25 protein-coding genes and 3 pseudogenes are annotated in these 22,234 nt (G+C 67.1%); 10 read left to right on the forward strand and 18 right to left on the reverse strand.

Annotation, left to right across the window (positions count from 1 at the left end):
- Positions 1-43: 43 nt before the first annotated feature.
- From BIV24_RS19260 to BIV24_RS19320, 13 genes are all read right to left on the reverse strand, one after another.
- Positions 44-364 carry a helix-turn-helix domain-containing protein gene (locus BIV24_RS19260; RefSeq protein WP_071367593.1) on the reverse strand — a complete coding sequence of 107 codons (321 nt, stop codon included), beginning with the start codon at positions 362-364 and terminating at the stop codon, positions 44-46.
- Positions 361-585, reverse strand: coding sequence for a MerR family transcriptional regulator (locus tag BIV24_RS19265; RefSeq protein WP_071367594.1), 225 nt, complete (start codon positions 583-585; stop codon positions 361-363). The genes BIV24_RS19260 and BIV24_RS19265 overlap by 4 nt, the downstream gene beginning before the upstream one ends.
- Complete coding sequence (locus tag BIV24_RS19270; RefSeq protein ID WP_071367595.1) at positions 582-1,604, reverse strand: AAA family ATPase; 1,023 nt, start codon at positions 1,602-1,604, stop codon at positions 582-584. Before BIV24_RS19270 ends, BIV24_RS19265 begins: the two co-directional genes overlap by 4 nt.
- Positions 1,601-2,239: a hypothetical protein gene (locus tag BIV24_RS19275; protein WP_079168384.1), complete on the reverse strand. Its 639-nt coding sequence runs from the start codon at positions 2,237-2,239 to the stop codon at positions 1,601-1,603. The genes BIV24_RS19270 and BIV24_RS19275 overlap by 4 nt, the downstream gene beginning before the upstream one ends.
- Positions 2,236-3,129, reverse strand: a complete 894-nt coding sequence (locus BIV24_RS19280) for a bifunctional DNA primase/polymerase (RefSeq protein ID WP_071367596.1) — start codon at positions 3,127-3,129, stop codon at positions 2,236-2,238. The genes BIV24_RS19275 and BIV24_RS19280 overlap by 4 nt, the downstream gene beginning before the upstream one ends.
- A gap of 87 nt (positions 3,130-3,216) precedes the next feature.
- Complete coding sequence (locus BIV24_RS19285) at positions 3,217-3,582, reverse strand: hypothetical protein (protein WP_071367597.1); 366 nt, start codon at positions 3,580-3,582, stop codon at positions 3,217-3,219.
- Positions 3,583-3,611: 29 nt separating this feature from the next.
- Positions 3,612-3,812 carry a hypothetical protein gene (locus BIV24_RS19290; protein WP_143064627.1) on the reverse strand — a complete coding sequence of 67 codons (201 nt, stop codon included), beginning with the start codon at positions 3,810-3,812 and terminating at the stop codon, positions 3,612-3,614.
- A gap of 71 nt (positions 3,813-3,883) precedes the next feature.
- Positions 3,884-4,075 carry a hypothetical protein gene (locus BIV24_RS19295; RefSeq protein WP_071367599.1) on the reverse strand — a complete coding sequence of 64 codons (192 nt, stop codon included), beginning with the start codon at positions 4,073-4,075 and terminating at the stop codon, positions 3,884-3,886.
- A complete protein-coding gene (locus BIV24_RS36090; protein ID WP_281247759.1) occupies positions 4,066-4,197 on the reverse strand; it encodes a hypothetical protein in 132 nt (43 codons plus the stop codon). The genes BIV24_RS19295 and BIV24_RS36090 overlap by 10 nt, the downstream gene beginning before the upstream one ends.
- A 390-nt stretch (positions 4,198-4,587) precedes the next feature.
- Positions 4,588-6,825 (reverse strand): P-loop NTPase family protein, encoded by a 2,238-nt coding sequence (locus BIV24_RS19305; RefSeq protein WP_245766866.1) that lies wholly within the window; start codon positions 6,823-6,825, stop codon positions 4,588-4,590.
- Between the two features lie 104 nt (positions 6,826-6,929).
- Positions 6,930-8,174 (reverse strand): hypothetical protein, encoded by a 1,245-nt coding sequence (locus BIV24_RS19310; RefSeq protein ID WP_245766867.1) that lies wholly within the window; start codon positions 8,172-8,174, stop codon positions 6,930-6,932.
- On the reverse strand, positions 8,174-8,512 hold the full coding sequence (locus BIV24_RS19315) for a hypothetical protein (protein WP_071367601.1): 339 nt from the start codon (positions 8,510-8,512) through the stop codon (positions 8,174-8,176). Before BIV24_RS19315 ends, BIV24_RS19310 begins: the two co-directional genes overlap by 1 nt.
- Positions 8,513-8,609: 97 nt before the next feature.
- On the reverse strand, positions 8,610-8,981 hold the full coding sequence (locus BIV24_RS19320) for a hypothetical protein (RefSeq protein ID WP_071367602.1): 372 nt from the start codon (positions 8,979-8,981) through the stop codon (positions 8,610-8,612).
- 421 nt (positions 8,982-9,402) lie between these two features.
- Between BIV24_RS19320 and BIV24_RS19325 the strand changes: the two genes are divergently transcribed.
- The 3 genes from BIV24_RS19325 to BIV24_RS19335 all read left to right on the forward strand — a co-directional run bounded on the left by BIV24_RS19325 (position 9,403) and on the right by BIV24_RS19335 (position 13,867).
- The gene (locus tag BIV24_RS19325; RefSeq protein WP_071367603.1) at positions 9,403-10,191 is read left to right on the forward strand and encodes a GntR family transcriptional regulator; all 789 of its coding nucleotides are present in this window, start codon (positions 9,403-9,405) and stop codon (positions 10,189-10,191) included.
- Positions 10,192-10,199: 8 nt separating this feature from the next.
- Complete coding sequence (locus BIV24_RS19330) at positions 10,200-10,958, forward strand: glycosyltransferase family 2 protein (RefSeq protein ID WP_071367647.1); 759 nt, start codon at positions 10,200-10,202, stop codon at positions 10,956-10,958.
- 101 nt (positions 10,959-11,059) lie between these two features.
- Positions 11,060-13,867: a tetratricopeptide repeat protein gene (locus BIV24_RS19335; RefSeq protein WP_071367604.1), complete on the forward strand. Its 2,808-nt coding sequence runs from the start codon at positions 11,060-11,062 to the stop codon at positions 13,865-13,867.
- 7 nt (positions 13,868-13,874) lie between these two features.
- Here BIV24_RS19335 and BIV24_RS19340 read toward each other — a convergent pair whose 3' ends face one another.
- Positions 13,875-14,648, reverse strand: a complete 774-nt coding sequence (locus BIV24_RS19340; RefSeq protein WP_071367605.1) for a GntR family transcriptional regulator — start codon at positions 14,646-14,648, stop codon at positions 13,875-13,877.
- A 63-nt stretch (positions 14,649-14,711) separates the two neighbouring features.
- On the opposite strand from BIV24_RS19340, the gene BIV24_RS35530 reads away from it, so the two are divergent.
- Together BIV24_RS35530 and BIV24_RS19345 are read left to right on the forward strand one after the other, a co-directional pair.
- Positions 14,712-15,347, forward strand: coding sequence for a hypothetical protein (locus BIV24_RS35530; protein WP_245766868.1), 636 nt, complete (start codon positions 14,712-14,714; stop codon positions 15,345-15,347).
- Positions 15,347-16,084, forward strand: coding sequence for a GntR family transcriptional regulator (locus BIV24_RS19345; RefSeq protein WP_177198762.1), 738 nt, complete (start codon positions 15,347-15,349; stop codon positions 16,082-16,084). The genes BIV24_RS35530 and BIV24_RS19345 overlap by 1 nt, the downstream gene beginning before the upstream one ends.
- Before the next feature lie 491 nt (positions 16,085-16,575).
- Here BIV24_RS19345 and BIV24_RS19350 read toward each other — a convergent pair whose 3' ends face one another.
- Complete coding sequence (locus BIV24_RS19350) at positions 16,576-17,499, reverse strand: FkbM family methyltransferase (RefSeq protein ID WP_107459576.1); 924 nt, start codon at positions 17,497-17,499, stop codon at positions 16,576-16,578.
- Between the two features lie 265 nt (positions 17,500-17,764).
- Between BIV24_RS19350 and BIV24_RS19355 the strand changes: the two genes are divergently transcribed.
- Positions 17,765-18,319 (forward strand): hypothetical protein, encoded by a 555-nt coding sequence (locus BIV24_RS19355; protein WP_071367607.1) that lies wholly within the window; start codon positions 17,765-17,767, stop codon positions 18,317-18,319.
- Here the strand turns inward: BIV24_RS19355 and BIV24_RS19360 are convergent.
- A complete protein-coding gene (locus tag BIV24_RS19360) occupies positions 18,316-19,203 on the reverse strand; it encodes an HNH endonuclease signature motif containing protein (RefSeq protein WP_143064628.1) in 888 nt (295 codons plus the stop codon). The two genes, BIV24_RS19355 and BIV24_RS19360, sit on opposite strands and share 4 nt — an antisense overlap.
- A gap of 307 nt (positions 19,204-19,510) precedes the next feature.
- Here BIV24_RS19360 and BIV24_RS33915 point away from each other — a divergent pair, with 307 nt between their 5' ends.
- On the forward strand, positions 19,511-20,077 hold the full coding sequence (locus tag BIV24_RS33915; RefSeq protein WP_143064629.1) for a hypothetical protein: 567 nt from the start codon (positions 19,511-19,513) through the stop codon (positions 20,075-20,077).
- A gap of 268 nt (positions 20,078-20,345) precedes the next feature.
- On the opposite strand, the pseudogene BIV24_RS35535 reads toward BIV24_RS33915, so the two are convergent.
- Positions 20,346-20,491 (reverse strand): annotated as a pseudogene (locus tag BIV24_RS35535) (site-specific integrase); the annotation flags it as partial.
- A gap of 194 nt (positions 20,492-20,685) precedes the next feature.
- On the opposite strand from BIV24_RS35535, the gene BIV24_RS19370 reads away from it, so the two are divergent.
- The 3 genes and pseudogenes from BIV24_RS19370 to BIV24_RS32170 form a co-directional block, all read left to right on the forward strand.
- The gene (locus BIV24_RS19370; RefSeq protein ID WP_079168387.1) at positions 20,686-21,252 is read left to right on the forward strand and encodes a YcxB family protein; all 567 of its coding nucleotides are present in this window, start codon (positions 20,686-20,688) and stop codon (positions 21,250-21,252) included.
- 188 nt (positions 21,253-21,440) lie between these two features.
- A pseudogene (locus BIV24_RS33445) lies at positions 21,441-21,584 on the forward strand (GTP-binding protein); the annotation flags it as partial.
- A gap of 72 nt (positions 21,585-21,656) precedes the next feature.
- A pseudogene (locus BIV24_RS32170) lies at positions 21,657-21,827 on the forward strand (alpha/beta hydrolase); the annotation flags it as partial.
- A gap of 147 nt (positions 21,828-21,974) precedes the next feature.
- Here the strand turns inward: BIV24_RS32170 and rpsR are convergent.
- Positions 21,975-22,217, reverse strand: coding sequence for a 30S ribosomal protein S18 (gene rpsR, locus BIV24_RS19375; RefSeq protein WP_071367610.1), 243 nt, complete (start codon positions 22,215-22,217; stop codon positions 21,975-21,977).
- Between the last annotated feature and the right edge of the window lie 17 nt (positions 22,218-22,234).

Here is a 22,234-nt window from a genome sequence, read left to right on the forward strand (position 1 = left end):
AGCGGGTGTTTCAGCTCCCGCCCGCCGCGGTCGTCTTGGACTGTCAGGCGGCGTTCCGAGTGCGCCGCGGGCGCCGCGCTCGGAGCTGCGCCGCGGGCCCGTCACGGTGGGCAAGCGTTCGGCGGCGCGCTGGAGTGGTCTTCGCCTCGGGGATGTTCACCTGGTCCGGACGCTCCTCAAAGATGCGGAAGATCTCCTCCACATGCGACCGGGTGAAGCGGTAGCCGCTACCGCTGCGGATGAACGGGATGCGGCGCCGGCGTGCCTGTTCCTTCACCCACCACTCGGAGCAGTCGAGCGCCTCGGCGACTTCGGCAGGCGAATACGTCAAGGGGAGGCTCTGGTTCTTCTGGCCTGGGATCATGACTCCTCTTCCTGAGTGGGCCACGGCCCGAGCTGGCCGCGCTCTGCTCTGAGGCTCTGGAGCTGCTTGGAGCGGATGAGGTCGTAGACCTTGAAGCGACTGAGACGGAGTGCCGCCATCGCTTCCGGGACCGTCAGCGCCTCATGCGTAATGGACAGATTGACGGGGGCTGCCCTGGTGACCGTGACAGCAGTGACACTGTGACTGCTGTGACTCGTCATGCCTGTCCCCCGTCCTCCTCGGGGACGGTGTAGCCCCCGTCCTTGCGGATGAGCTGGACGTCCTTCGCCATGCGCGAGCAGGTTTGCCGCACGAGGTCGGACGAGAGGCCCGTCCCTTCGGCGATCTGCTTCGGTGCGGCTCCGGGGTGTTCGCGGACGTAGCGCAGGACCGTCGCGCGACTGTCGCTGATGGTGTGGTCGGCGGCGGGGCCTTCGAGGAGTTGCCAGGCGCCGGCCTCCGCGTAGAAGCGGAGGGCGTACTCGGACTCGTCGACGTCGCGGCCGGTGACGTGCAGGACGCCGTCCGCCTGGCCCCGGGACCGCTTGAGGACGAGTGTTGCGTCGGCCGCGCCCGCCAGGCCGTTGGTGCCGGAGACCTCGGCGAGGAAGTCGTCCGAGCCGGCCTTACGGACGTGGTGGACGAGGACGATGGCGATGCCGTAGTGATCGGCGACCCGCTTCACGTGGCCGACGGCCGCGTAATCCGCGTCGTACGCGGAGGCACCCGGCGCCGACGTCCCGCGGATCTTCGCGAAGACGTCGATCACGACCATGCGGGCGTCCGGGTTGCGCTCGCACCACTGGGCGATCGCCTCACTGCCGCCCTGGGGGAGCGGCGGGCAAGCGGTAGCCAGCGTCAGTGAGGCAGGGGCCCGGTTACTGCCGAGGATCTTGCGCATGCGGGTCTGCAGGCGGCGGGGCGTGTCCTCCAGGGCGAGGTAGAGAACCGGGCCGCCTTCCACGGGCACGCTGTCCATGGCCTGCCCTCCGGCAGCGACCGAGAGGGCCAGGCCGAGGGACATCCACGACTTGCCGACCTTCGGCGGACCGGCAAGCAGGTTGACGCCCTCGGAGATGATCCCGGGCACGGCCCACTTCGGCTCCGGGAACTCCATGGCCATCAGCTCGTCGGCGGACCATGCCGTACGGATGCGCTGCTGCGCGGGCTGGAGCGGGTGGGGTTCCGGGGACGAGGGTCCGGAGTGCGGGTGGGGCATCTCGTACAGGTCCTCGCTCATGCCTTGCCGCCCTCGTGGTCCGGGCTCGCGCCGTTCTTACGCCCCTGCGAGGCGATCCACTTCGCGGCGGCGGTGATCGAGGTGAAGCCGTCCTGCGCGCGCTCCCAGCGGATCCGCGAACCGATGCCGTACGGACCGGTTGGCGACGGCAGTGCGGCAGCGCTGTACGTCCTGCCGCCTCGCGGACCGCGCCCCTCGGAGATCGAGCCCGTCAGGTCCTCCTCGTGAAGCCGCTGAGGCTTCTTCCGCGACACCAGCCACTCGCGGGGCCCGCTGTCGAACCAGGGCCACGGCTCGCCCGGCCACAGGAACAGGCCGCCAACCTTGCGCGGGGCCTCGCCGTAACCAGTCGTCTCCGTGGTCGAGCTGCGAATACTGCCGCTCTCTCCAGTGATGACGTGCGCGACGTGGCACGAGAGGCAGACCACGCGGACCGTCGTGCGAAGGCAGGAGCCGCCGTGCTCGCACTCCTCGTTCGGGCACGAGTGTCGTTCGACCGGCCCTCGATACCCGCCGTACGACGACCTGTAGACCTCGTCCTCGCGGATGTCGACCGTCCATGAGGGACGCGAGCAGTCCTTCATGTGGATCAGCTCGCGCCAGCCGAGATAGGTCTCCTGAACGTTGTGGCTCATGCCGCCCTCCGCCCGAAGGTCCGGGGCCTCTTCGCTCCCGCGCGCAGGCCGGAGGCGATGGTGCGGCGCGCCTCGCGCTCGGGGAGGCCAGCGTCCGTGGCTGCCTCAAGCAGCCGTTCACACACGTACGTTGCAGTGAGCTCGTGTCCGGCGACGAGCTGACCGAGCGCCACCGAGGCCTCGTACAAGGCGCTGTTGCGCCTGCCCTCAGGCGCGTCGGAGACTCGGCCTCGTTCAGCGTTGACGGCGACGGTCAGGTAGGAGCCTCGGCGCCCGTCGGCGATGAGCGGCACGGTCGCGGGGCGCTGCGGCGGCAGCGGCGCCGTGATGAGGAGTTTCGTCATCCACTCGGGCAGCGGCGCTACTTCGGCGTCTCGTACGACGGCGTATGTCTTCCCGTCTACCGTGCTGCCTGCGCCGACGACGTATCCGCCGCCCGCGCGGGTGTCGACCTTCCAGCCGAGGGTGCCGGCACTGTTGCGCAGCTTCGCGCCCGCGGGGACGGAGAAGTACAAGTGCACGCCGCCGCTTGCTGTGCGGACGGTGTACGTGTCGCCAGGCCACTGCTGTCCGTGCTGCTCGGCGAGCAGGGCCAGGGCGTCAGTGCCGTCCGACACTCCTTTCGGGGTTCCGGCGGGCGGGGTGTCCTGATCGTGCTTGGGCACGTCCAGGTCGACCACGAGGAGTCGAGACGGGCCCGTGGCGATGCCGAGGTTGTAGCCCCCGGTCGACCAGCAGCGGGTGACGCGCTCGGCGTCCACGGTTGCGCGCTGCTCCCACGACCGGATCGCCGGGCGCTTGGCACCGGGGATAAGCGGGAAGACGTGCCAACCGCGCTCCGCTGCGGCGAGGGCAGTGCGGGGCAGCGGGGCAGGGGTGTTGTGGTGCATCCTTAGGGCACCTCCTGTTTCCTGGATGGGATGGGAGGACCGGAGCAGCGGGCTTCGTTGACCCGTCGGCCGCTGCTCCGGGCGTATTCAGACGGCCTGTGAACGGCTCCAGGCCTCGTATTCGGCGCGGACGTAATCGCGGTACTCCTCGGCGAGGACCAGGTCCCGCCCCTTGCGGCTCAAACCGCTGTGCGCCACGTCGTACTCGACCAGCCACTCCGCGGCGACCTCCGCAGCGTCGTCGGCATCAGCCGAGGCAGCGACGCCGTACCGCGCCCGCTCCTGGACGGCGATGCAGTCGAGAAGTGCGGCCTTGCGGAGGCGGAACTCACGGTCGCCGCTCACGTCGGACGGGCCGGAGCCGGACGCCTCGGCGATCAGACAGATCTCCTGCACGATGCTCGGCGCCGTGGCGTACGCGGTGCCCGTCGGTGCGTGGTGTGGGTCGATCACTTGCTTTCCTCGTTGTGGAGCGTCCAACGTCAGGCCAAGTTCGGCTGATCGACGAGGCGTTCAGCAATGGCCAGGAGCAGGGACCGCAGGTCGCTGCCGATGATCACGGCAAGGCGGTTTTCGATCGCGCGCCAGGAATCGGCGTCGATGGCCATCAACGCGGCGATCGCGGTCGAACCCTTGCCTTCCTCGATGGCGGTGAGGGCGTCGCGGAGTTCTCCGGAGGCCATGAGGGAGATGCGGGGCGGGGCGGAAGCGGGGTGAGGGGCCATGTGCGTTGTCCTCCTGAAGCCGAGCAGGGTCAAAGGTGCTGCTGAAGCGAGTGGATGACGCTGGCTGTGATGTCGTTGATCGGTCCGGAGGCGCCCGTGGAGGCGAGGAAGAAGCCGAACATCACGGCGAAGAACGCGGGTGCGTAGCTGAGCGAGCCGTCGCGAAGCAGGCCGTACACGATGAGCCCGAAGATCACGACGAGCGAGATGGTCACGGCCATGACGAGGCCCCTTTCGAGGTGCTGGAAGCGGGAGTGGTGGGCGACATCTGGTAGCCGGAGCACGACGAGAGCAACAGGCCGAGGAGTACGCCGAAGACCGCGAGGCGGAGGGCGTTGCGCATCAGCGGCTGCCCTCCCGGTGGATCCGCTGGACGCGATTGAAGAGTCGGCGCCCGACTCGGATGCGTTTGCCATGGCCGTCACAGCGGCGGCACGGCCGTCCGCGCTTCAGTCGGCCCTTACGGTCCTGCTTGAACTGGAAGCCGAAGCCCCGGCACCTGCGGCAAGTACCGAACGGGCTGGAGGCGCAGACCGTCACGTAACCGAGCGTGACGAACAGTAGGCAGGTGATAGCAGGGAACGTGAGGGTCATCGGGGGCCCTTCCGCAGGGTTCGAGGGTTTCCGCTGGCTGGCTGCTACGCGCTACATCACTGGTGAGGTGTTGTTTTGGGTGCTAGCAGGGGTGCTACCGGTAGCAGGTCGCCCCGCTACCGGTAGCGGGTTGCCGGAGCTAGGCGGCATCCCTCGTTCCATCACGCTCCGCGATCGCATTCGTGAGATCGGCGCGGACGATGCCTCGCCGGGTGGTGCGTGCTCCGTCGTCGGTCATCCCGGCGACGCCGGTGGTCCTGATGCCGTGCGGTTTGAGCGCGGACGTGACGTTCTCGCCCTTCCAGCCGCCGTAGACCTCGGGTCGGAGTTCAGCGAGCCGGCTGGCGATCCGCTCGTTCCACACGCGCTCTTCAGAGACGGGGACCACCGCGGCGACGTCGGCAAGGAGGTCGTACGAGGGGCCCGCCGGGGTCTCGCCCTCCTCGCCGAGGGCGATGCCGGACAGGGTGTGTTCGGCCTTGCGCAGGGCCAGCGCGCGTTGGGCGATGGCATCGGTCGCGGGGTCGTCGAGATAGGCCGTGCGCACCACGGTCGGCAGTGCCGTGGCACCGACGAGGTAGCCGTTGCCCGCGTCGCCCTCGGGCCGGAAGGCGGTTGCCCGGGTGCCGTTCTTGTACGCCGACGTCCCGAGGATCATGTCGTTCTCGACCTGGCCCGCGACGCGGAGGCAGAACCGGATGGAGACGTTGCCGCTGACACCGGTCGGAAGCGAGTCCTTGTCGGGGCGCTGCGTCGCAAGCACTAGGATGACGCCGAGCGCACGCCCCAACTTGATGACGAACTCCGCGTCCTCCCCGGCCTGCTTGCCGTACTCGGGGTGAGCGAAGAGGTTCTGGCACTCGTCGAACACGGCCAGCAGCGGCCACAGTTTCAGGGAGCGCTTGTTGGCGATCTCCCGGGTGATGCGTTTATCCGGGCACAGGTCGCGGGGCAGCTTCTTCATGGCCGCTGCCCGGCGCATGACCTCCTCGCGCAGCAGCCTCAGCGAGTCGGCCGCGTATCGGATCGAGTCGTCGTCGATGCCGGAGACGAAGCGATGCGAGACGCACTTGAGAGCATCCAGGTCGCCGGTGCCCTTGTTCTCGTGGAGCCAGAGTTCGACCGAGGCGTCGAGCGCTGCGGCGGATGCGATCACACGGACCGAGGCGGTCTTGCCCTGGCCGGGCAGCGAGCCGATCAGCACGTTGTGCTGGATCAGCGGGACTACCTGATTGCGGCCTCGCGGATCGATCCCGAACGGGGCTCCCTTGAAGATGTCGTGTCGGCGGGCACTGGCCAACTGCCACTTCACATACCCGGTCTTGGAGAGGTCCCGGTCGCCGACCCACAGGATCAGCCGTCCCTCGTGCTCCGTGGGATCGGCCTCGGGCCAGACGCAGCCCAGCGGACGACGCAGGCCGGAGGCGAGCCGGGCCCGCCGGTCCGCGACGTCAGCGACCGTCACGCCCAGCGGGAGATCAATGTCCGCGCGCCACCCGGGCCCCTCTCGGGTGATGGGGGCGACGAACTTGATGCCGTCACCGCCCTTGGCGACGGCGCTCGTGATCTGGCCAATGCCGATGGAGGCCATCGCCTTGACCACGATGTCGCTGGTCAGCTTCTGCACCTCGGTCTTGATGACCGCGCGGGTCGCCAGAGGCGCATCCGCCGGCGCCCCCTTCACGCCGAAACCGAGTACCGCGAGAGCAAGGGCGAGGAGCTGCGCTCCGAACGATGTACCGAACGCGAGGTACAGCGCCGCCGCCGCGACGAACGGCATCGCGAACGTGAGCAGCATTCCGCGCCACACAGCCCGGCGGTCACGCTGACGCGAGAGCTTGAGATACCGGTCGGTGTCCTCGCGGCGTGCCTCGGCCCGGCGAAGCGGCTCGCTCTCGGCGTCGCTGACCCACCGGGTGATCTGACCAAGGGTGTTGGCGACTCCACGAGGAGAGCGCCAGACCAGCTTGGGCACGTACAGGAACGGGACGCGGACCGCATGAAAGGCGATGGAGTGCCAGACGTGCCCGGCCAGCCACTTCATCGCATCCTTGAACTCACTCGCGGACTTCGCCCAGGCGGGGATTACGTCCATGCGCTTGGAGTTCTTGATCCTGTCGATCAGCCCCGGGCCCGCATGAGCCGGTGTGCGCTGGTCGACGAGCCGTGGCCGGGGCTCGTCCGCTTCGTTCGGAGCGGGCTCGTCGGTTCCGGCTTCCGGTTTCGCGCTGCGTGCGGCCCGCGCCTTGCCGAGGTTGATGACCTCGGTCGTCGGCTCCAGAAGCTCACTGGAGTCTGCGCTCAGCTCGGCTTCCAGTCGCCTGAAGAGTTCTTCCTCTGGGATGTTGCCGGGGCCTTCTCGGTCCTCGTGGTTCACTGACACTTCCTTCCGGATCTGCGGGAGGGAAGCTGACGCCCGGCTGCTGCTTGACCGTAGAGCCGGGCGCCAGCGTGGGAGTGCGTAGAACTGCTGAATGGCGTTCAGGCGCCGTCCGGGTCGGAGGCGTCCGCCTGGGCGTCGTGGCCGTTGACCAGGGAGAGTTGGCCGCGGACCGGCCGAGGCCCTCGGTCTTTGTCCAGCTTCACGAACACGTTGTGCACGTAGCTGGGGGCGCGGGTCGCGAGCGTCGCCGTGTCCCGGACACTGAGGCCGTTGGCCCACCCCTCCTCGATGGCGGTGCGGGCTTCCTCGGTGGTCAGCTTCGGAGGCTGACCGGGGTCCTCGGTGTCCACCTCGTCCAGCTCGGGGCGTTCAGATGAACGCTCCCCACTGTCCACCCCGCGAACTGGGACAACATCAGGGAAGAGCATCCGAGGCATGGCCTGGCTCCGGATGCGCGCGGTTGCCGTGTGCATCTGCTCGCGTGTCTGTGCGGCCAGTGCGGAGGCCGCGGGATCGGGCCGGACCTCTTCCCAGGGGGAAGGCAGCTCGACGGTGGCGAGGCCGGCCGCGTGGCGACGTGCCGCAAGCAGGTCGAGGAGCTTCCTGCGCTGCTCGGGATCCGCGCCCACACAGGCACGAGCCACAGCGGCGGAGAGCCGACGGTTGAGCCGTTGCCCGGACCGTCGCCCCCGCTGCACGGGCGTCATGGCAGCGAGCCGTGCCGCGAGCTTGACCGCTCGTACTGTCGCCCGGTCCCGGGTGATCTGCGCTGCGTCCCGGTTCTGCTCGGCCAGCCCGAGGCGGGAGAGCAAACGCTCGCGCAGCTCCCTGCCGACCAGTGCGGCGAGCCCGTGGGACGCGGCTCCGGGTTTGTGGTGCCGAAGTTCGATGCCCATAGCCAGATGCCAGAGCATTGCGGCCATGACCGGCCCGACGAAGGCCCGGACCGTACCGCCGATCACGCCCGACTCGGCGTACGCCGGGATGATCTGAACTCCGGTGATGACCCATACCAGGACGCCGGGGGCGCCTGGTGTCCCGTTAGGGCCGTTCAGGTTCTGCCGCGCGAGGAGCGAGTTGGCGAACAATGCCAACTCTGCCGCGGCGAACATCGCGACGCGTTCCGCCGTGCCGCCCATGTCGAGATAGTCAGCGGCGAACCGCCAGGACGTATCCGCGCTGTACGCGGTACAGCCGATCGCGGCGAGGGCGGCGACCCAGATGGCGGGAGTCGCCCGGCCGCGCAGACTCCGGACGCCCCGTCGCACCAACCACGCGCTGACAGCCAGGGCCACGATGTACGGGGCTGCTGAGTTCCACGTAGGGATGTGCAGGCCGTTCATCACGCAGCCTTGGATGTCCGGCCGTCGCGCCCGCGGAAGCGACTCGGCAGCGACGTCACGGCGGCGAGCTGCATCGCGTAGGCCGCGTTCATGCCGTCGATGGACGGCTCGTCGCCCCCTCGGCTCTCCTCGCTGCGGCTGATCTCGATCAGCTCGGCGAGGATGTCCTTGGCCGCCGCCTGGCGGGCCCGGCCTTCCTCGTCGGACTCTCCGAGTACGCCGAGGAACAAGGTGGGGAGAAAGTCGCTGGGAAGGTCGCGGGGGTCGTCGAACCCCTGGGCCAGCTCGGCGAATTCGGCCTTGCTCACGGCCTCCTGATTGCCAACGAACGCTCGCATGGAAACTCCTGGATCCTGGATGGGATGGGGAGAGCCAGCGCGGTGGGCTGATGTGACCCGTCGGCCGCCGCCGCTGACTGAAGTGGTGCGAAGTGGCTCAGACGCGGAAGCGGCGTGGGCCGGTCAGGCGGCAGCACCAGCGGAAGCCGATGCTGTAGATCTCGTACGCGCCGAGCCCCGCCATGAACGTCAAGAGCCAGCTGCCGCCCAGCAACTGGACGGAGTGAGCCGCGATGTACGAGGTGAGCAGCGCGATGAGGAAGACGAGCACGGCCGCCAGGTGGAGCTTCGCCGTCGGCGGCTTGGAGTAGCGGCTCACGATTTCGAGGTCGGCTACGGCGACCAGCCGGGGAAAGCCGCCCGGCACGGTCAGGACAACGCGGCCGGCCTCGTTCATGTCGATACGTGCGACGGTCCCGATGACCATGTCGGTGCGGTCTCGGACGACGTCGCCGATGGCGAGGCGCATCAAGGTCTCCCTTGGTGGGTGAGGGAAGGATCCGGGCCGCGCAGAACGCGGGCCCGGATGGATCCGGCAGACACTCACAGGACGAGTGGCCATGACCTCCGACGCCATTCGCCTACTGCGGGATGGCGGACGCCGAAGATCAAAAGCACTCGTTCATTCAGGCGCTCTGTTGAGTTCTCAAGGGGCGGACGCTGCCTTCGTACTGACCCCTGCGGGCTTTCCTCCGGACGCACGAAGACCTAAAGAGGTCTTCTCCTCAACTCCTCTTTAGGAGTTGCCCTGACTATGACGTACGCCTCGCTGGGTCGTCAAGACCTCTTTAGGAGTCGTAGGGTGACGTCAGTGGAATGGCCTAGGCCGTTCCACCAGCGAGCTGGATCGCTCCAGACAGGCCAGATGCACAACGGATCGGTGAGCACCCATGCCAAAGGCGTACGAAGTGATCGCGGACGACCTTCGCCGGTCCATCCGTGAGGGGCACCGCAAGCCCGGTGACCGGCTGCCGTCGGAAACGGATCTGGCCAAGCACTACAAGCGCAGCGTGCCGACCGTTCAGAACGCTCTCCGCCTCCTGAACGAGGAGGGGCTGATCGACAAGCAGCACGGCCGCGGCAACTTCGTGCGCCGCCCCCGCACGCCGGCGGTCCGCGACAACCAGCGGCATCAGTGGGAGAAGAACCGTGCCCGCGAACCGCTGACCCGACGCGCTCAGACCGGCGCCACGGAGCACGACACCGGCCTTGAAGTCCAGGACCTCGTCTTCCACGCGAAGTACCGCGAGATCAAGGCCCCCAAGGATCTCGCGGACGCCTTCGCCGTCCCCGAGGGCGCCGTGCTCATCGAACGCACCTACCGGACGCGGTACGCGGCGGAGACGGCCCCCTTCAACCTGGTGACTTCCTACCTGGTCCGTGACATGGTCGCGGCCAACCCCGACCTCCTGGACGACACCAAGGAACCCTGGCCGGGCGGCACTCAGAATCAGCTCCACACGGTAGGCATCGAGATCGACCGCATCGAGGAACGGTTCACCGCCCGGCCTCCGACGCCAGAAGAAGCAGACGAGCTGGAGCTACCGCCCGGCACGTCGGTGATCCTCCTCCGGAAAATGTCGTACGACGTCGATGGCCGCGTTGTGGACATCTCCGATGTCACGTTGCCCGGCGACCGCACGGAACTGCTGTTCACCACTCCCCTGGAAAGGTGGTGAGCGCTGCCGTGAACCGGAGCATCATCATCGTCACTGCCGTCCACGCCCCGTCCGCCCTGTTCCTGGAGGACGCGTACAAGTCTCTGTGCGAGCAGGAGTTGCCCGAGGGCTGGGAATGGCACTGGGTGATCCAGGAGGATGGGAAGACGGATGCCGTCGTCCCGCACGTCCCCGACGACCCCCGCGTGACCTTCCGTCAGGGCCGGCCGGGCGGCCCCGGCGTCGCCCGCACCATCGCCCTGGCGCACGCCGAGGGCGAGTACGTGAAGGTCCTGGACGCCGACGACCAACTCACCCCCGGCGCCCTGGCCCGCGACCTGGCCGCCCTCGAAGCCGACCACACGATCGGCTGGGCAACATCACGAGTTCTGGACTTCCTGCCGGACGGCTCCACAGTCGGCTTCCCCGGGGACCCGGACAACGGCTCGATCGAACGCGGCGCCGTACTCGACTTCTGGAAGGCGAACGGCTTCCGCGCCCAGGTCCACCCGGCGACTCTCTTCATCCGCCGCGATCTGTTGGTGGCGCTGGGAGGCTGGATGGCCCTGCCCGCGTCCGAGGACACCGGCCTGCTCCTCGCGCTGAACGCGGTGAGCCGTGGCTGGTTCACGGAGGAGGTTGGCCTCCTCTACCGGAAGTGGGAAGGCCAGGTGACTGGACAGGCGTCGCACGTCGACCCCATCGAGCGCGACGCTCGCATGGCGGTGGTGGAGGCCAGGGCGCGGACGTTGGCTTCCTTCCGGTGGCAGTACCCGATCACGGACTGACCGGCAGTCGGGTACGTCTTTACCCTCCTATGCGGGCAGGCATTTCGTCGTTTTCTGGTGATGGCGGGGCGCGGCAGCGACGAGGGGCCGATGATGCTTGCATGAAGTGGGGGAAGTTCCGCCCGTGGTTGGCCTTGGCCGGGCCGTTGCTGGCCGTTCTTGTGTTGACCGCGGCACCGGCGGGTGTGAAGGAGGGAGAGCTGTCTTGGCCGAAGTGGCTGGTGGCGACCGTGATCGCAGGGGCCGGCGTCCTGGTCGCAGTATGGACGCCGCTGGTCCAAGCCAGGACCAGTGCCCTGGCCGCACGCACAACACGCGCGACTGAACGCGAAGCGCAAGCGGAAGGCGCCCTGCATAAGCTCCCCACTCGCAAAGGGAAGGTGCCGCTGGCGGCGGAGGTCACCGGGCGCGCCCTGCTCGGCATCCACGAATCCATCCCGCTGCCATCAGACACCTCTATGGCCCAGGAGCTTTCGGCCGAACTGCCTATGTACGTGCCCCGTGACATTGACTCGGATATGCGTACGGCCCTGGAGGCCATGAAGAAGACCGGCGGCTTCGTGCTTCTGGTGGGACCGCCCGCTTCGGGCAAGACCCGCTGTGCGTACGAAGCCGTTCGATCCGTGCTCCCCGACTGGTGGATGTACATGCCCGATGATGCAACCACGCTGACCGAACTCGTCACGAGCGAAGCAGACCTCAAGCGCAGCGTGGTGTGGCTCAACGAGGCACAAAAATTCCTGACTGGCTCAGCACCTCTCAAAGCGGCCACGGTGCGGCAACTGCTAGCTGACACGTCCCGCCCCGTGATCCTGATCGGCACAATCTGGTCCAGCACCTACGACCAACTGCGAACCCCGACTACGACTTCCCTTGCAGAGGCGACCAACCCGGAGGGGGACACGGGCGACCTCAACAAGGACAGCCGTCAGATCCTGGATATGGCACGGCGTTTCTCGCTCGGAGGCTGGACCCAGTCGGAGTGGGATCGCGCCGAGGAGCTGGCCTCAATCGATCCTCGCATCGAGTACGCCTCGCGCCACCGCGAAGAGGCTGGCCTCACGCAGACGCTATCCGCTGCACCGGAACTCACTCATCGTTGGGAACAGGCTGACGACTGCTACGGCCAAGCGGTCATCACCGCCGCTGTTATCGCCCGAAGGTGCGGGCATCCGTACACAATCCCCGAAGACATTCTGAGAGCGCTCGCCCTCGGACACCTGACTGGGCCCCAGCGGGCAGCTGCCGGGGCTCATTGGTTCTCGGATGCTCTGACTTGGGCGTGCCGCCCGGTCCATCACAGTGGGGGCATCGCTCCGCTTCAGGCTTGCGCGGAAATGGTCGGGCAGGTGGATGGGTACCAGGTGTCCGACATCCTCGTTGACCATACGGGAGCAACCTCTCCTGCCCCCCACCGACGGTTCATGCCCACGATCTGGGGATCTGTCATCACTTTGGCTTCACCTGAGGCATGCTTCTCCATCGGAATCGCCGCCTACCTGTCAGACATGCCCACCCAGGCTCGCAGGGCTTGGGAGCGTGCCGCCGAAGCCGGCCACATCGATGCCATGCACAACCTCGGCTTCCACCTCGCAGAGGAGGGTGAAGTCGATGAAGCCCGCACCTGGTACACACATGCCGCCGAAGCTGGTGACACCGACGCCATGCACAACCTCGGCGTCCTCCTCACCGAGCAGGGCGAGGGCGACGAAGCCCGCACCTGGTACACACACGCTGCCGAAGCCGGCCACACCAGCGCCATGAATAACCTCGGCGTCCTCCTCACCGAGCAGGGCGAGGGCGACGAAGCCCGCTCTTGGTACACGCGCGCTGCCGAAGCCGGTGACACCGGCGCCATGAGCAACCTTGGCATGCTCCTCGCAAAGGAGGGCGAGGTCGACGAAGCCCGCACCTGGTTCACGCGTGCTGCCGACGCCGGTAACACCGGCGCCATGTACAACCTTGGCGTCCTCCTCGCAGAGGAGGGCGAGGGCGACGAAGCCCGCGCCTGGTACACGCGCGCTGCCGAAGCAGGCCACACCGGCGCCATGTACAACTTCGGCGTCCTCTTCGCAGAGGAGGGCGAGATCGACGAAGCCCGCACCTGGTACACACGTGCCGTTGAAGCCGGGCACACCGACGCCATGAATAACCTCGGCGCCCTCCTCGCAAAGCAGGGCGAAGTCGACGAAGCCCGCACCTGGTTCACGCGTGCCGTTGAAGCTGGCCACACCGGCGCCATGAATAACCTCGGCATGCTCCTCGCAGAGCAGGGCGAGGTCGACGAAGCCCGCACCTGGCTCACGCGTGGCGTTGAAGCCGGCCACACCGGCGCCATGAATAACCTCGGCATGCTCCTCGCAAAGCAGGGCGAAGTCGACGAAGCCCGCACCTGGTTCACGCGTGCCGTTGAAGCTGGCCACACCGGCGCCATGAATAACCTCGGCGTCCTTTTCGCAGAGCAGGGCGAGGGCGACGAAGCCCGCACCTGGTACACACGTGCCGCCGAAGCAGGCCACACCAGCGCCATGTACAACCTTGGCGCCCTCCTCGCAGAGCAGAGCGAAGTCGACGAAGCCCGCACCTGGTACACACGTGCCGCCGAAGCAGGCCACACCGACGCCATGAATAACCTCGGCGCCCTCCTCGCAGAGCAGGGCGAAGTCGACGAAGCCCGCACCTGGTACACGCGCGCTGCCGAAGCCGGTGACACCGACGCCATGTACAACCTTGGAATGCTCCTCGCAGAGCAGGGCGAAGTCGACGAAGCCCACGCCTGGTTCACGCGTGCCGCCGAAGCGGGTGACGCCGGCGCCATGGAAGCCTTGATCGCCTTCCTCCAACGTCAAGGAGATGCCCGGGCCGCGGCGTCGTGGCGAGCGCTACTCGATCAGACGAGGCTCGAGTAGCGGGCGGTCAGTCTGAGGAGTCGCTGCCCTGCCAGACAGGCACCTCGTACACGATTTCGCACAGCGTGGCAGGCACCACGATGTCAGCCGTCTCGACCGCCCGCCCGTCGTCACCGTAAAAAGTCCGCTCGATACGGGTGCAGGGCGCCCCGCGCTGAATGCCGAGGAGGTTGGCCTCCTCGGCGTTCACCTGTCCGGGTTCCGAGCGCTCCACAGCGTGCGTGACCGTGATGCCGATCTCGGCCATGCGGCGTACCACTCCGGCTCCAGCGAGCGGCCCTCCGTCGGGCATCATCACGAGCGTGCCCGATGTGATCTCGTACGGCTCCCAACTCGTCGACAGGTAGACCGGCTTGCCGTCTGACAGGTGCTCGTACGCCGTGCGCACGCAGTAATCACCCTCGGCGATTCCGAGTCGGCATGCGACCTGCTTCGGGGCGGGCACTATGCCGTCGCTTCGGCTCTCCCACGTCTCCATCCCGCCAAGCGCCCCCAGGTCAGGGCCGCCCGGCGCTTCATCCAGGCGCCCCGACAGGCACGACCGGGTCATACGCAGCCGCTTGCGCTGTTCGGCGACGTAAGTGCCCGACCCGGCACGCCCTTCCAGGATGCCCTCGGCGATAAGCAGCTCCTGAGCACGCCGGATGATCGCGTCACTCACGCCGAAATCCTTCGCGAGCTGCGCGCGAGAGGGCAGTTGGGCGCCTTCGGCCCACTCATGATCCGCGATCCGCTGCCGTAGATCGCCAGCGATCCGGAGATAGGTCGGCTGCTCAGACATGTGGCAAATCTAGCCGACCACCTCTAATCTAGACGTCCAGCTTGCAGCTGGACGTCTAGACCTGTGGGACTGATTGGTGATGGAGGACCGTCCTTGTGCTCACCAGAAGCACGCGCCGACGAACTCACCGCGCGTTTCACGGCCGCCGGTTTCACCCCGCGCAGGCATGACGCCGGCGACCACTTCGCCGTGCTGACGGAGGTGCCGAAAGCGCTCAATGCCGAGTCGTGGCGAGAGCTGTACCAGCTGCTCGGCACGGCGGACAGGTGGCAACTCGACAAGCGGCAAAACTGCCTCACCGCTTGCGCCTTCATCAACAGGACACCCGCAGCGAAGACGGTCGATCGGGAGTACGGCCATCAGCCACAGGGAGCTGACCAGCATGTTCGATCTCATCCGTCGCGCCGCCTCACCGGCCAGACGCCACCTTTCGGGCATCGCGGAGGTTCGTTGATGCCTACGCGACAGCAACAGGAACAGCCCGGCGGCCTCGGGGCCGCGGCTCCGTACCTCTCGCTCGCTTGCAGCATCGGTACGCACGACACGTGCGACGAAGCAGAACCGCCGCCCGTCCCTTCCGATCTCCCGCTGATCTACGAGCGATGCGTGTGCCAGTGCCACCAGCGCTCCACCGGACGCCCGGAACAGAACCGACTCGAAGAAGCCGTCGAAGAAGTCACAGAAGGGGAGGGATGCTGATGGTCGCGAACCGCTACACGCACATTGCGGATCAGCTCCGCGTACAGATCGGCAGGGGCCTACTCGCCGCCGACGACCGGTTGCCCTCGGAGGCAGAGCTGATGACCGAGTTTGGCGCGAGCCGGCCGACCGTGAGGCTCGCCCTGGACATACTCCAGAACGAGGGCCTGATCGTGCGACGCCACGGAAGCGGCAACTTCGTACGTCAGCCCGTCGAACGGATCACGTACACCGACGACAAGCTGTCGGAGGACACGCGGACCACCGTCGCCGCAGCGGTGAAGGTTCCGGTCAGTACCAAGGTAGTAGAGGCCGACAACAGCTTGTGCGTGCTGCTGGGCGTCCCGAGGGACACGCGGCTGACCGAGTACGTCTACCGCAGCTACCAGGGATCGACCCCGTACAGCCTGGCTCGTATCTACGTGCCTGCCGGCGTACTCGCCGCAGATGTTCCGCGGACGAGCGCTTCCCCGCTGGGGGACGACGTACGAGCCGCGCTGACCAGTTCCGGTGTGCAGTTGGCCGCCACCCAGTCACGCATCACGGCCCGCCTCGCCACCGCCGAGGAAGCACGAACCCTCCAGATCGGCACCGGCACGGCCGTACTGGACATCGAACGCGTCTCCCTCGATCCCGCGGGCCGCGTTGTGGAAGCAGCGCTTCTGGTCCTCCCCAGCTACAGCGCGCAAGCCGTGTTCACCACACACTCCCTCGTTCGCGACCTGGAGGCAGCATGACGAACAGCAGCCAGAATTCCCCGTGCTCGATGCCTCGTGACGACCGTGCCGGAGGCCAGTGGGAGTACGGCACTTTCGCCCCTGAAGGCGAGACGTGCCCCGCGTGCATGAAGCCGATCCAACGGCTTGAGCCCGTGCACCGGGGAAGCCTCGAGAGGCAGTCAGGCGCACCCCTCGTGGTCTACCGGCACGTCAAGTGCCCCAAGGGATGACCGATGCTTGGCCCGCTCCTTCCGGTCATGCCCCTCACCATGACCGCCGCCTGGCGTCGCAAGCACCACACCCGGATCGATACCGAAAGCCGTCGGGCACAACCTCCGGTGGCCAATCAAGAGACAGAGCCTGGAGCCGGCGGATGCCACGACTCCCGGGACCGGACCGACCGCGACGAGTCGACTGACAGGAACGCCCCTCAGACCGGAGGGTCGCTCCACTGACAACCGCTGCGAAGAGAAGGCCGCGTCCCACCACAGGGGCGCGGCCGTTCCGCTTCACGGCAGCGTCTCGGCGTCCACGCGCGAGAAGATCAAATCGCTCTCGGCGGTCACGGGCCCGGTCCACCGAACCGGCACCAGAGGGCCACCCTTCAAGGCGAGCGGATAACTCCCGGGGTCGTAGTCGTTGGCCAGCCGGTAGGCGTGAAAGCCAGCGTCCGCCATGATCCCCAACAGCTCATCGACGGAGTCGCCGAGTTGGGCCATGCGGTCGGGCGTCACCTCGACGGTGATCTCTGCATCGGGTCGAAGCTTGTCGAGCATGGGCGCCAGGCCACGGACGACCCCTCCCTCGGCACCCTCAACGTCGATCTTGATGACCCGAGCGTTCTCGATCTCACACTGATCCAGGAGTTCCGGCAGCGGTACGGCGTCGATCTCGAACGTGGACTCGGCGGGACCGTCATACGGGACGATGCTGTTGGCCCCCATGTTGCGTGAGCTTGCCAGTACGAAGGTCAGCGTCTTGTGGCTGTCCGCAACGGCAGCGTTCACCGCCCGGATGTTGCGGCGCCCGTTGAGCCGGGCTTGCTGCACCAGCTGCTGGTGGAAAACCGGCGAGGCTTCGATCGCGACCACGCGCCCCCGATCGCCGACGAGCCCCGACGCCAGCACGCTGAAGATCCCGACATTGGCGCCGACGTCGACGAACGTGTCCCCTGGCTTCAGCCGCCGCTGAAGCCAGCCGGTCATGTGCGGCTCCCACACCCCGAACAGGTACACGTACCGCTGGATCAGGTCTTGGGTGTCGACTGCGAACCGCGCACCGAACCGAGTCTCGACGACCCTCCGGCGAGGGTGCTCCCGAAGGTAAGCATTGAGAAAGCGCGCGGCGAGCAGCGGTTTACCGAACGATCCCGGAGCATCACGCACGTACCGCCGCCCGAGCGTGACCAAGGCCTCCGCCACAGGGCTGCTCATCCGATCACCTCTCCGCCGGCTCCAGCGAAACAGTAACGCCAGCGCTCCACCACCCTCTCGCGTGCACACGGGTACCGGAGGGGAAAGACGCTGAAACATTGGGGGTGTCACACCGGTCACACCGTCACACACCCCAACGTGGGGCTTCAGCCGACCGTGACGAGCCGTGACGCCCCCCCTGTTTCAGCAATCCCCGAACACACCTCAGTCCGCACCCGTAGGATCGTCCGGTCATCTTTAGGAGTGCGGTTGACCTGGGGGAACCTTGGACACAGGCGGTCAACTCGTCACGATCGCGGCGGTACTGCTTGGCGCGCTGACCACATACCTGACCAACCACTTCACGGAACGAAGCCGCCTCCGGCACGAACGCGCCGCCCGCTGGGACGAACGGAAGTTAGCCGCGTACGAGGGCTACATCGACACCGTTCGGGCCTGCATATTCCTCGCGGTCCATCTCTACGAGGTCAGGGAAGGCATCCGCCAGAGTGACCAGGACGAAGGTCAGATCCTCACCGAGATGTCCGAAGCCGGCCGCCTGCGAGGCCGGGCCTTCGAGCGCATCATGCTCCTCGCCGGTGACCACGTCATCGAAGCCGCGCACGAGCTGAACGCCACCGCACAGAAGGTCGATTGGCAGGCAAACGGCAAGCTCCCCGGAACCCTCGAAGAGTGGCGGGACCAGAACCGAGCCGTTTTCAACGCGATCAACGCATTCCACGACGCCGCGCGACAGGATCTCGGCGTCAGCGGCAGAGTCACAGGTGAACAGCACCCCGAACGCGACCTGCTGCTCCCACCATCGCAACGGAGTACTTAAGGTTTCGGTCGAAGCTTCGCGCGCGTCTGCTCCGCTTGCTCCGCGAAGCCGTCTAGCCACTCCTGAGTGACGTGGTCCTTCCAGATGGGAAGGTGCAGAGCGGACACCCACGGCCCGAGCACTCGGCCTCCGGAACCGAGGTGGCAGAACGCACGGAACCGCACAGGGACGTATAACTTCACCGTCTGCATCACGAGACGGATGCCGTTGCAGACCACATCAGGGTCGACGAGCCAGACCGAGCTCGCCTGTGGCTCCAGCCGCCTCGGTGGCCGGTGGCGGATGTGCTCGGCAGGGAAGCCGTAGATCAGCGGGGCTGGCCCGTGGATGTCGATCTCATAGCCGACGGCATCAACCCCGAACCCGATCGCCCCCACGTTGGAGATGCGCACGCCGAGGTAGCGCGCTTCAGGGTCGGCGTTCAGCAGCCTGAACTCCGGGAGGTGTTCGATCTTGGATACGATGTTCTCGCCTCCGGCGCTGATAATGCCGACCGCTTCCGCCTCAGCCTTCGGCGTCGTGAACGCCTTGACGACCTGATCGAGCTGGTCTGCGCTCAGGCCACCACCACAGCCCTGGGCAGCCTGGCGTTCCTTCCAGGTCAGCAGTTCTTCGGTGGGGTAAGCGTCCGGGTGGCGGTCCACCCACTTGTGATGCTTGTGACACAGAAGCACCAAATTCGGCTCACTGTTGACCTCGATGAAGTTCGCATCGAACCGCGGCCCCCCAGCCTTCTCCGCGCGGATGTGAGCCACCTCCACGTTGATGCTCAGCAGTCCTCGATGCTCCTCAACCAAGGGCTCTGAGCAATCGGGGTACGCACAGCTCGTCGCACGACCGAACAGCAGCTTGCACAGAGGGGCACCGGGGCTGAAGTCACTCACGCGACCGACGATAGGCGGTCCACATCACCGCCACCGGTCAAACCCCTGGGACGACCGCCATACCGCTACGGGACCTGTGGATCACGTGCGGCTACCGCGACTGGCTCCAAGCCGCTTGGCAGGCAATAGGAGCAACAGGCCGCCGACTTTCACTGGTGGCGGTTGGACCGCGAGGCGCTCGGACCGGACCAAGCCCGTTGCCCCCTTGAGGTGAGCATGGGATGCCGTCCCGTAGACAGAAGTGCCCCCATATGCCTGCCGATTGACGATGTGGCAACGCCCAGTGCGTTCCGCGATCATGTACGGCATGGATCAGGGGATAGCAGCCGTCTTGGCTGCGGGTGTAGCCGCAATTGTGACCCTGGGCGGCGCGGTGATCGCGTATCAGGCGGGTCGGCGGCAGGTTCGTGACCAAGGTGCCATCGAGCATGCGCACTGGCTCCGGGGGCAGCGGGAACAGGCATATCTGTCCTTTCTCTCCAGTTGTGAACGCGCCGCCGCTGCTGGCCGATCACGCCGGAACCTTGTGGAGGAGCTCGAAGCAGCGAGCAGCGAGGGTGCGGCCCCTCCGGAGGAGATGCAGGCGTCGGCCCGCAGGGCTGCATACCAATTCTCAGAGGCGGTCGACCAGATCCTTGAACCGCTGAACCGGATCAAGATGCTCGGTCCGGAGGTGGTCATCGATGAGGCAGAGCACACCTTGGAGATGGTCCGGCAGTTCGAGGACTCCATGAGCCCTCCTGGCCGAGGGGATCCCTATAACGGTGAAGGCAACCTACGGGTACAGCGAGCCGAGTTCGCGGCAGTGGCGCGTCAAGTGCTGATGCACCCACAGGAGCACATCACCGTCACGGTCTCTCCGGACGCCGTGTAGACGTGCCCTTCCGTACAAGCAGGCTGGGAGAAATCTGGGAGAAGATCTTCTCCCGACGCCTTCTGGGCGCCTTACGAAACCAACCGATACCAAGGCTCTGACCTGCACAGACGACGGCGAGGCGAGGCCCCGGTCCTGCCCTGACCTTATTCGGGACGAAGAGGTCGTGGGTTCAAATCCCGCCACCCCGACAGAGAAGTACCAGGTCCCCCACCTGCTCACGTGAGTAGGTGGGGGACCTGTTTCGTATGCGTGTCTATCTGCGTGACTACCGCTCCGAGCCCCGCTTGAAGATGCCGTCCATGACCACGGCCCCGGTCTGGATCACGGGCCGGATCTGCTTCCGGTGGACCTCCCGGTCACGGCCGGCCCAGGGTGCCCGACGAGCCTGGAGATCTCACTGCAAGCCGCGCCGGCACCGGGACGGCAGGGGTCCGTTCTCGACTGCGGGTCCGTAGTGGCGGGTGAAGTTGGATCGTCGGCTGCCCCTTCCCCGGGGAGAGACAGGGCGGGCCCCGATGGCACTCGGTGCGGCGAAGGGCTCTGTGCGCCGCTGCCCCGGCACTGACGTTCGGTAAGATCCCGGGTCTTCGTACTGGGGAGGGATCATGGCCGAGGGCCGCAGGACCGAAGGCACCAACAACCGCGCGGAAACCTCCGACGATGCCGTGGACGAGCAGACCGCGGTCCAGCTGGTGTACCGGCCCCAGTCTGCCGACACACTGGTCGGCCTGCGGGTCCGCGAGCGGATCAAGCGGACCGGGCTACTGCTGCGGGGCGTGTTCCTCGCACTGTGGGTGGGGCACTGGCTGCTCTCCGCCGTGGGCCGCGGGAGTATCGACGTGGTCTCGACCGTTCTGGTCTTGTTCGTTGTCCTGGTGGTGTGGGGGTACCCACGGCTACAGGCCGCCCACGTGCAGCGGATCATCGGATGGCAGGGCGAGTACCACGCCACCGTGTCTGCGGCCGGGCTCGCCTGCCGCAACGACCACAGCTCGCTGGTCCAGAAGTGGTCCGTCTTCCAGGGCTACCGGGAGACGGCCGGCCACTTCGTCCTGCTCAGCCGGGACCCCAACATCATGTGCCTCGATGTCCTGCCCAAGCGGGGTGTGCATGAGGCCGGGGACCTGGACCGGCTTCGGGCCATCCTGGACCAGCACACCACTCGCGTGTGACGCACGTGAAAGGCGCCCCGCGCCGGGGGTCGACGGCCGGGGCTTGCTGCTGCAAGGGCCTCTGACATCGGATTCCGGGCGCTGTCAGTAGCCGATGCCAGGTTCCCGCCCGTGCTGCCGAGGAGATTGTTCGCCGCCCCCTCCTCGGCCCGATTTGATCGGCACCTGACATCGGCACGCGGACGCCGGACGCACTGCACGCGGCACTGACCGACTGTCTCATGGCCGATGGCGAGAGCGCGCCGCCCACGGATCCATTCCCCGTCTGGGACACCTACGGCATCAATGACACCTGCGAGCACGAGCATCCCGAACTCGTGGCGGGCGTCTGAGGCCCTCGGCCGGGCGGCGAACGCAGCCACGGCGCCGCCCGGCCCGGTGCGGACACCGATCCGCCAGATCGTCTCGGCGTGCATGGGCCGGCCGAGAACGCCGCGCGGATCACCGTGCCAGTGCAGTTCCTGGTCCAGTGGGACGACCAGATGGTTCCGCACGCCGACCCCGGCACACACGAGGATGTGCCGTCGTTCGAAGTGGACAGCTCGCTGCGGTTCTTCGCCCGGCATCTGAGCTGACACAAGATCGCATGCCCGGCGTGCCGGCCTGCGCTCGTTCCCGGCCGGCGCGCCGGGCCCGGACTGTTCGGCGCGGCCGGGTGCGCGGCCGACACGACCAGACGACCGACGAGGGAGTTTCCGCCATTGTCCGTACGGCCGTCTCGACTATCGGGAGCTGTAGGGCAGGAGAGCCATCTCGCGTGCGTTCTTGATGGCCTGCGCTATCTGCCGCTGCTGCTGACGCGACACGTGGGTCACCCGACGGCTGCGGATCTTTCCACGGTCGGAGATGAACTTCCGCAGCAGATCGGTGTTCTTGTAGTCGATGTAGGTGATGCCGGCGGCGTCCAGCGGGTTGACTCGCTGACGCGTGGCGGGCTGACGCCTGGCGCTTGTGCGTCGGGACATGGTGAGGTCGGCCTTCT

The sequence above is a fragment of the Streptomyces colonosanans genome (assembly GCF_001866645.1).
GTDB classification, from domain to species: domain Bacteria; phylum Actinomycetota; class Actinomycetes; order Streptomycetales; family Streptomycetaceae; genus Streptomyces; species Streptomyces colonosanans.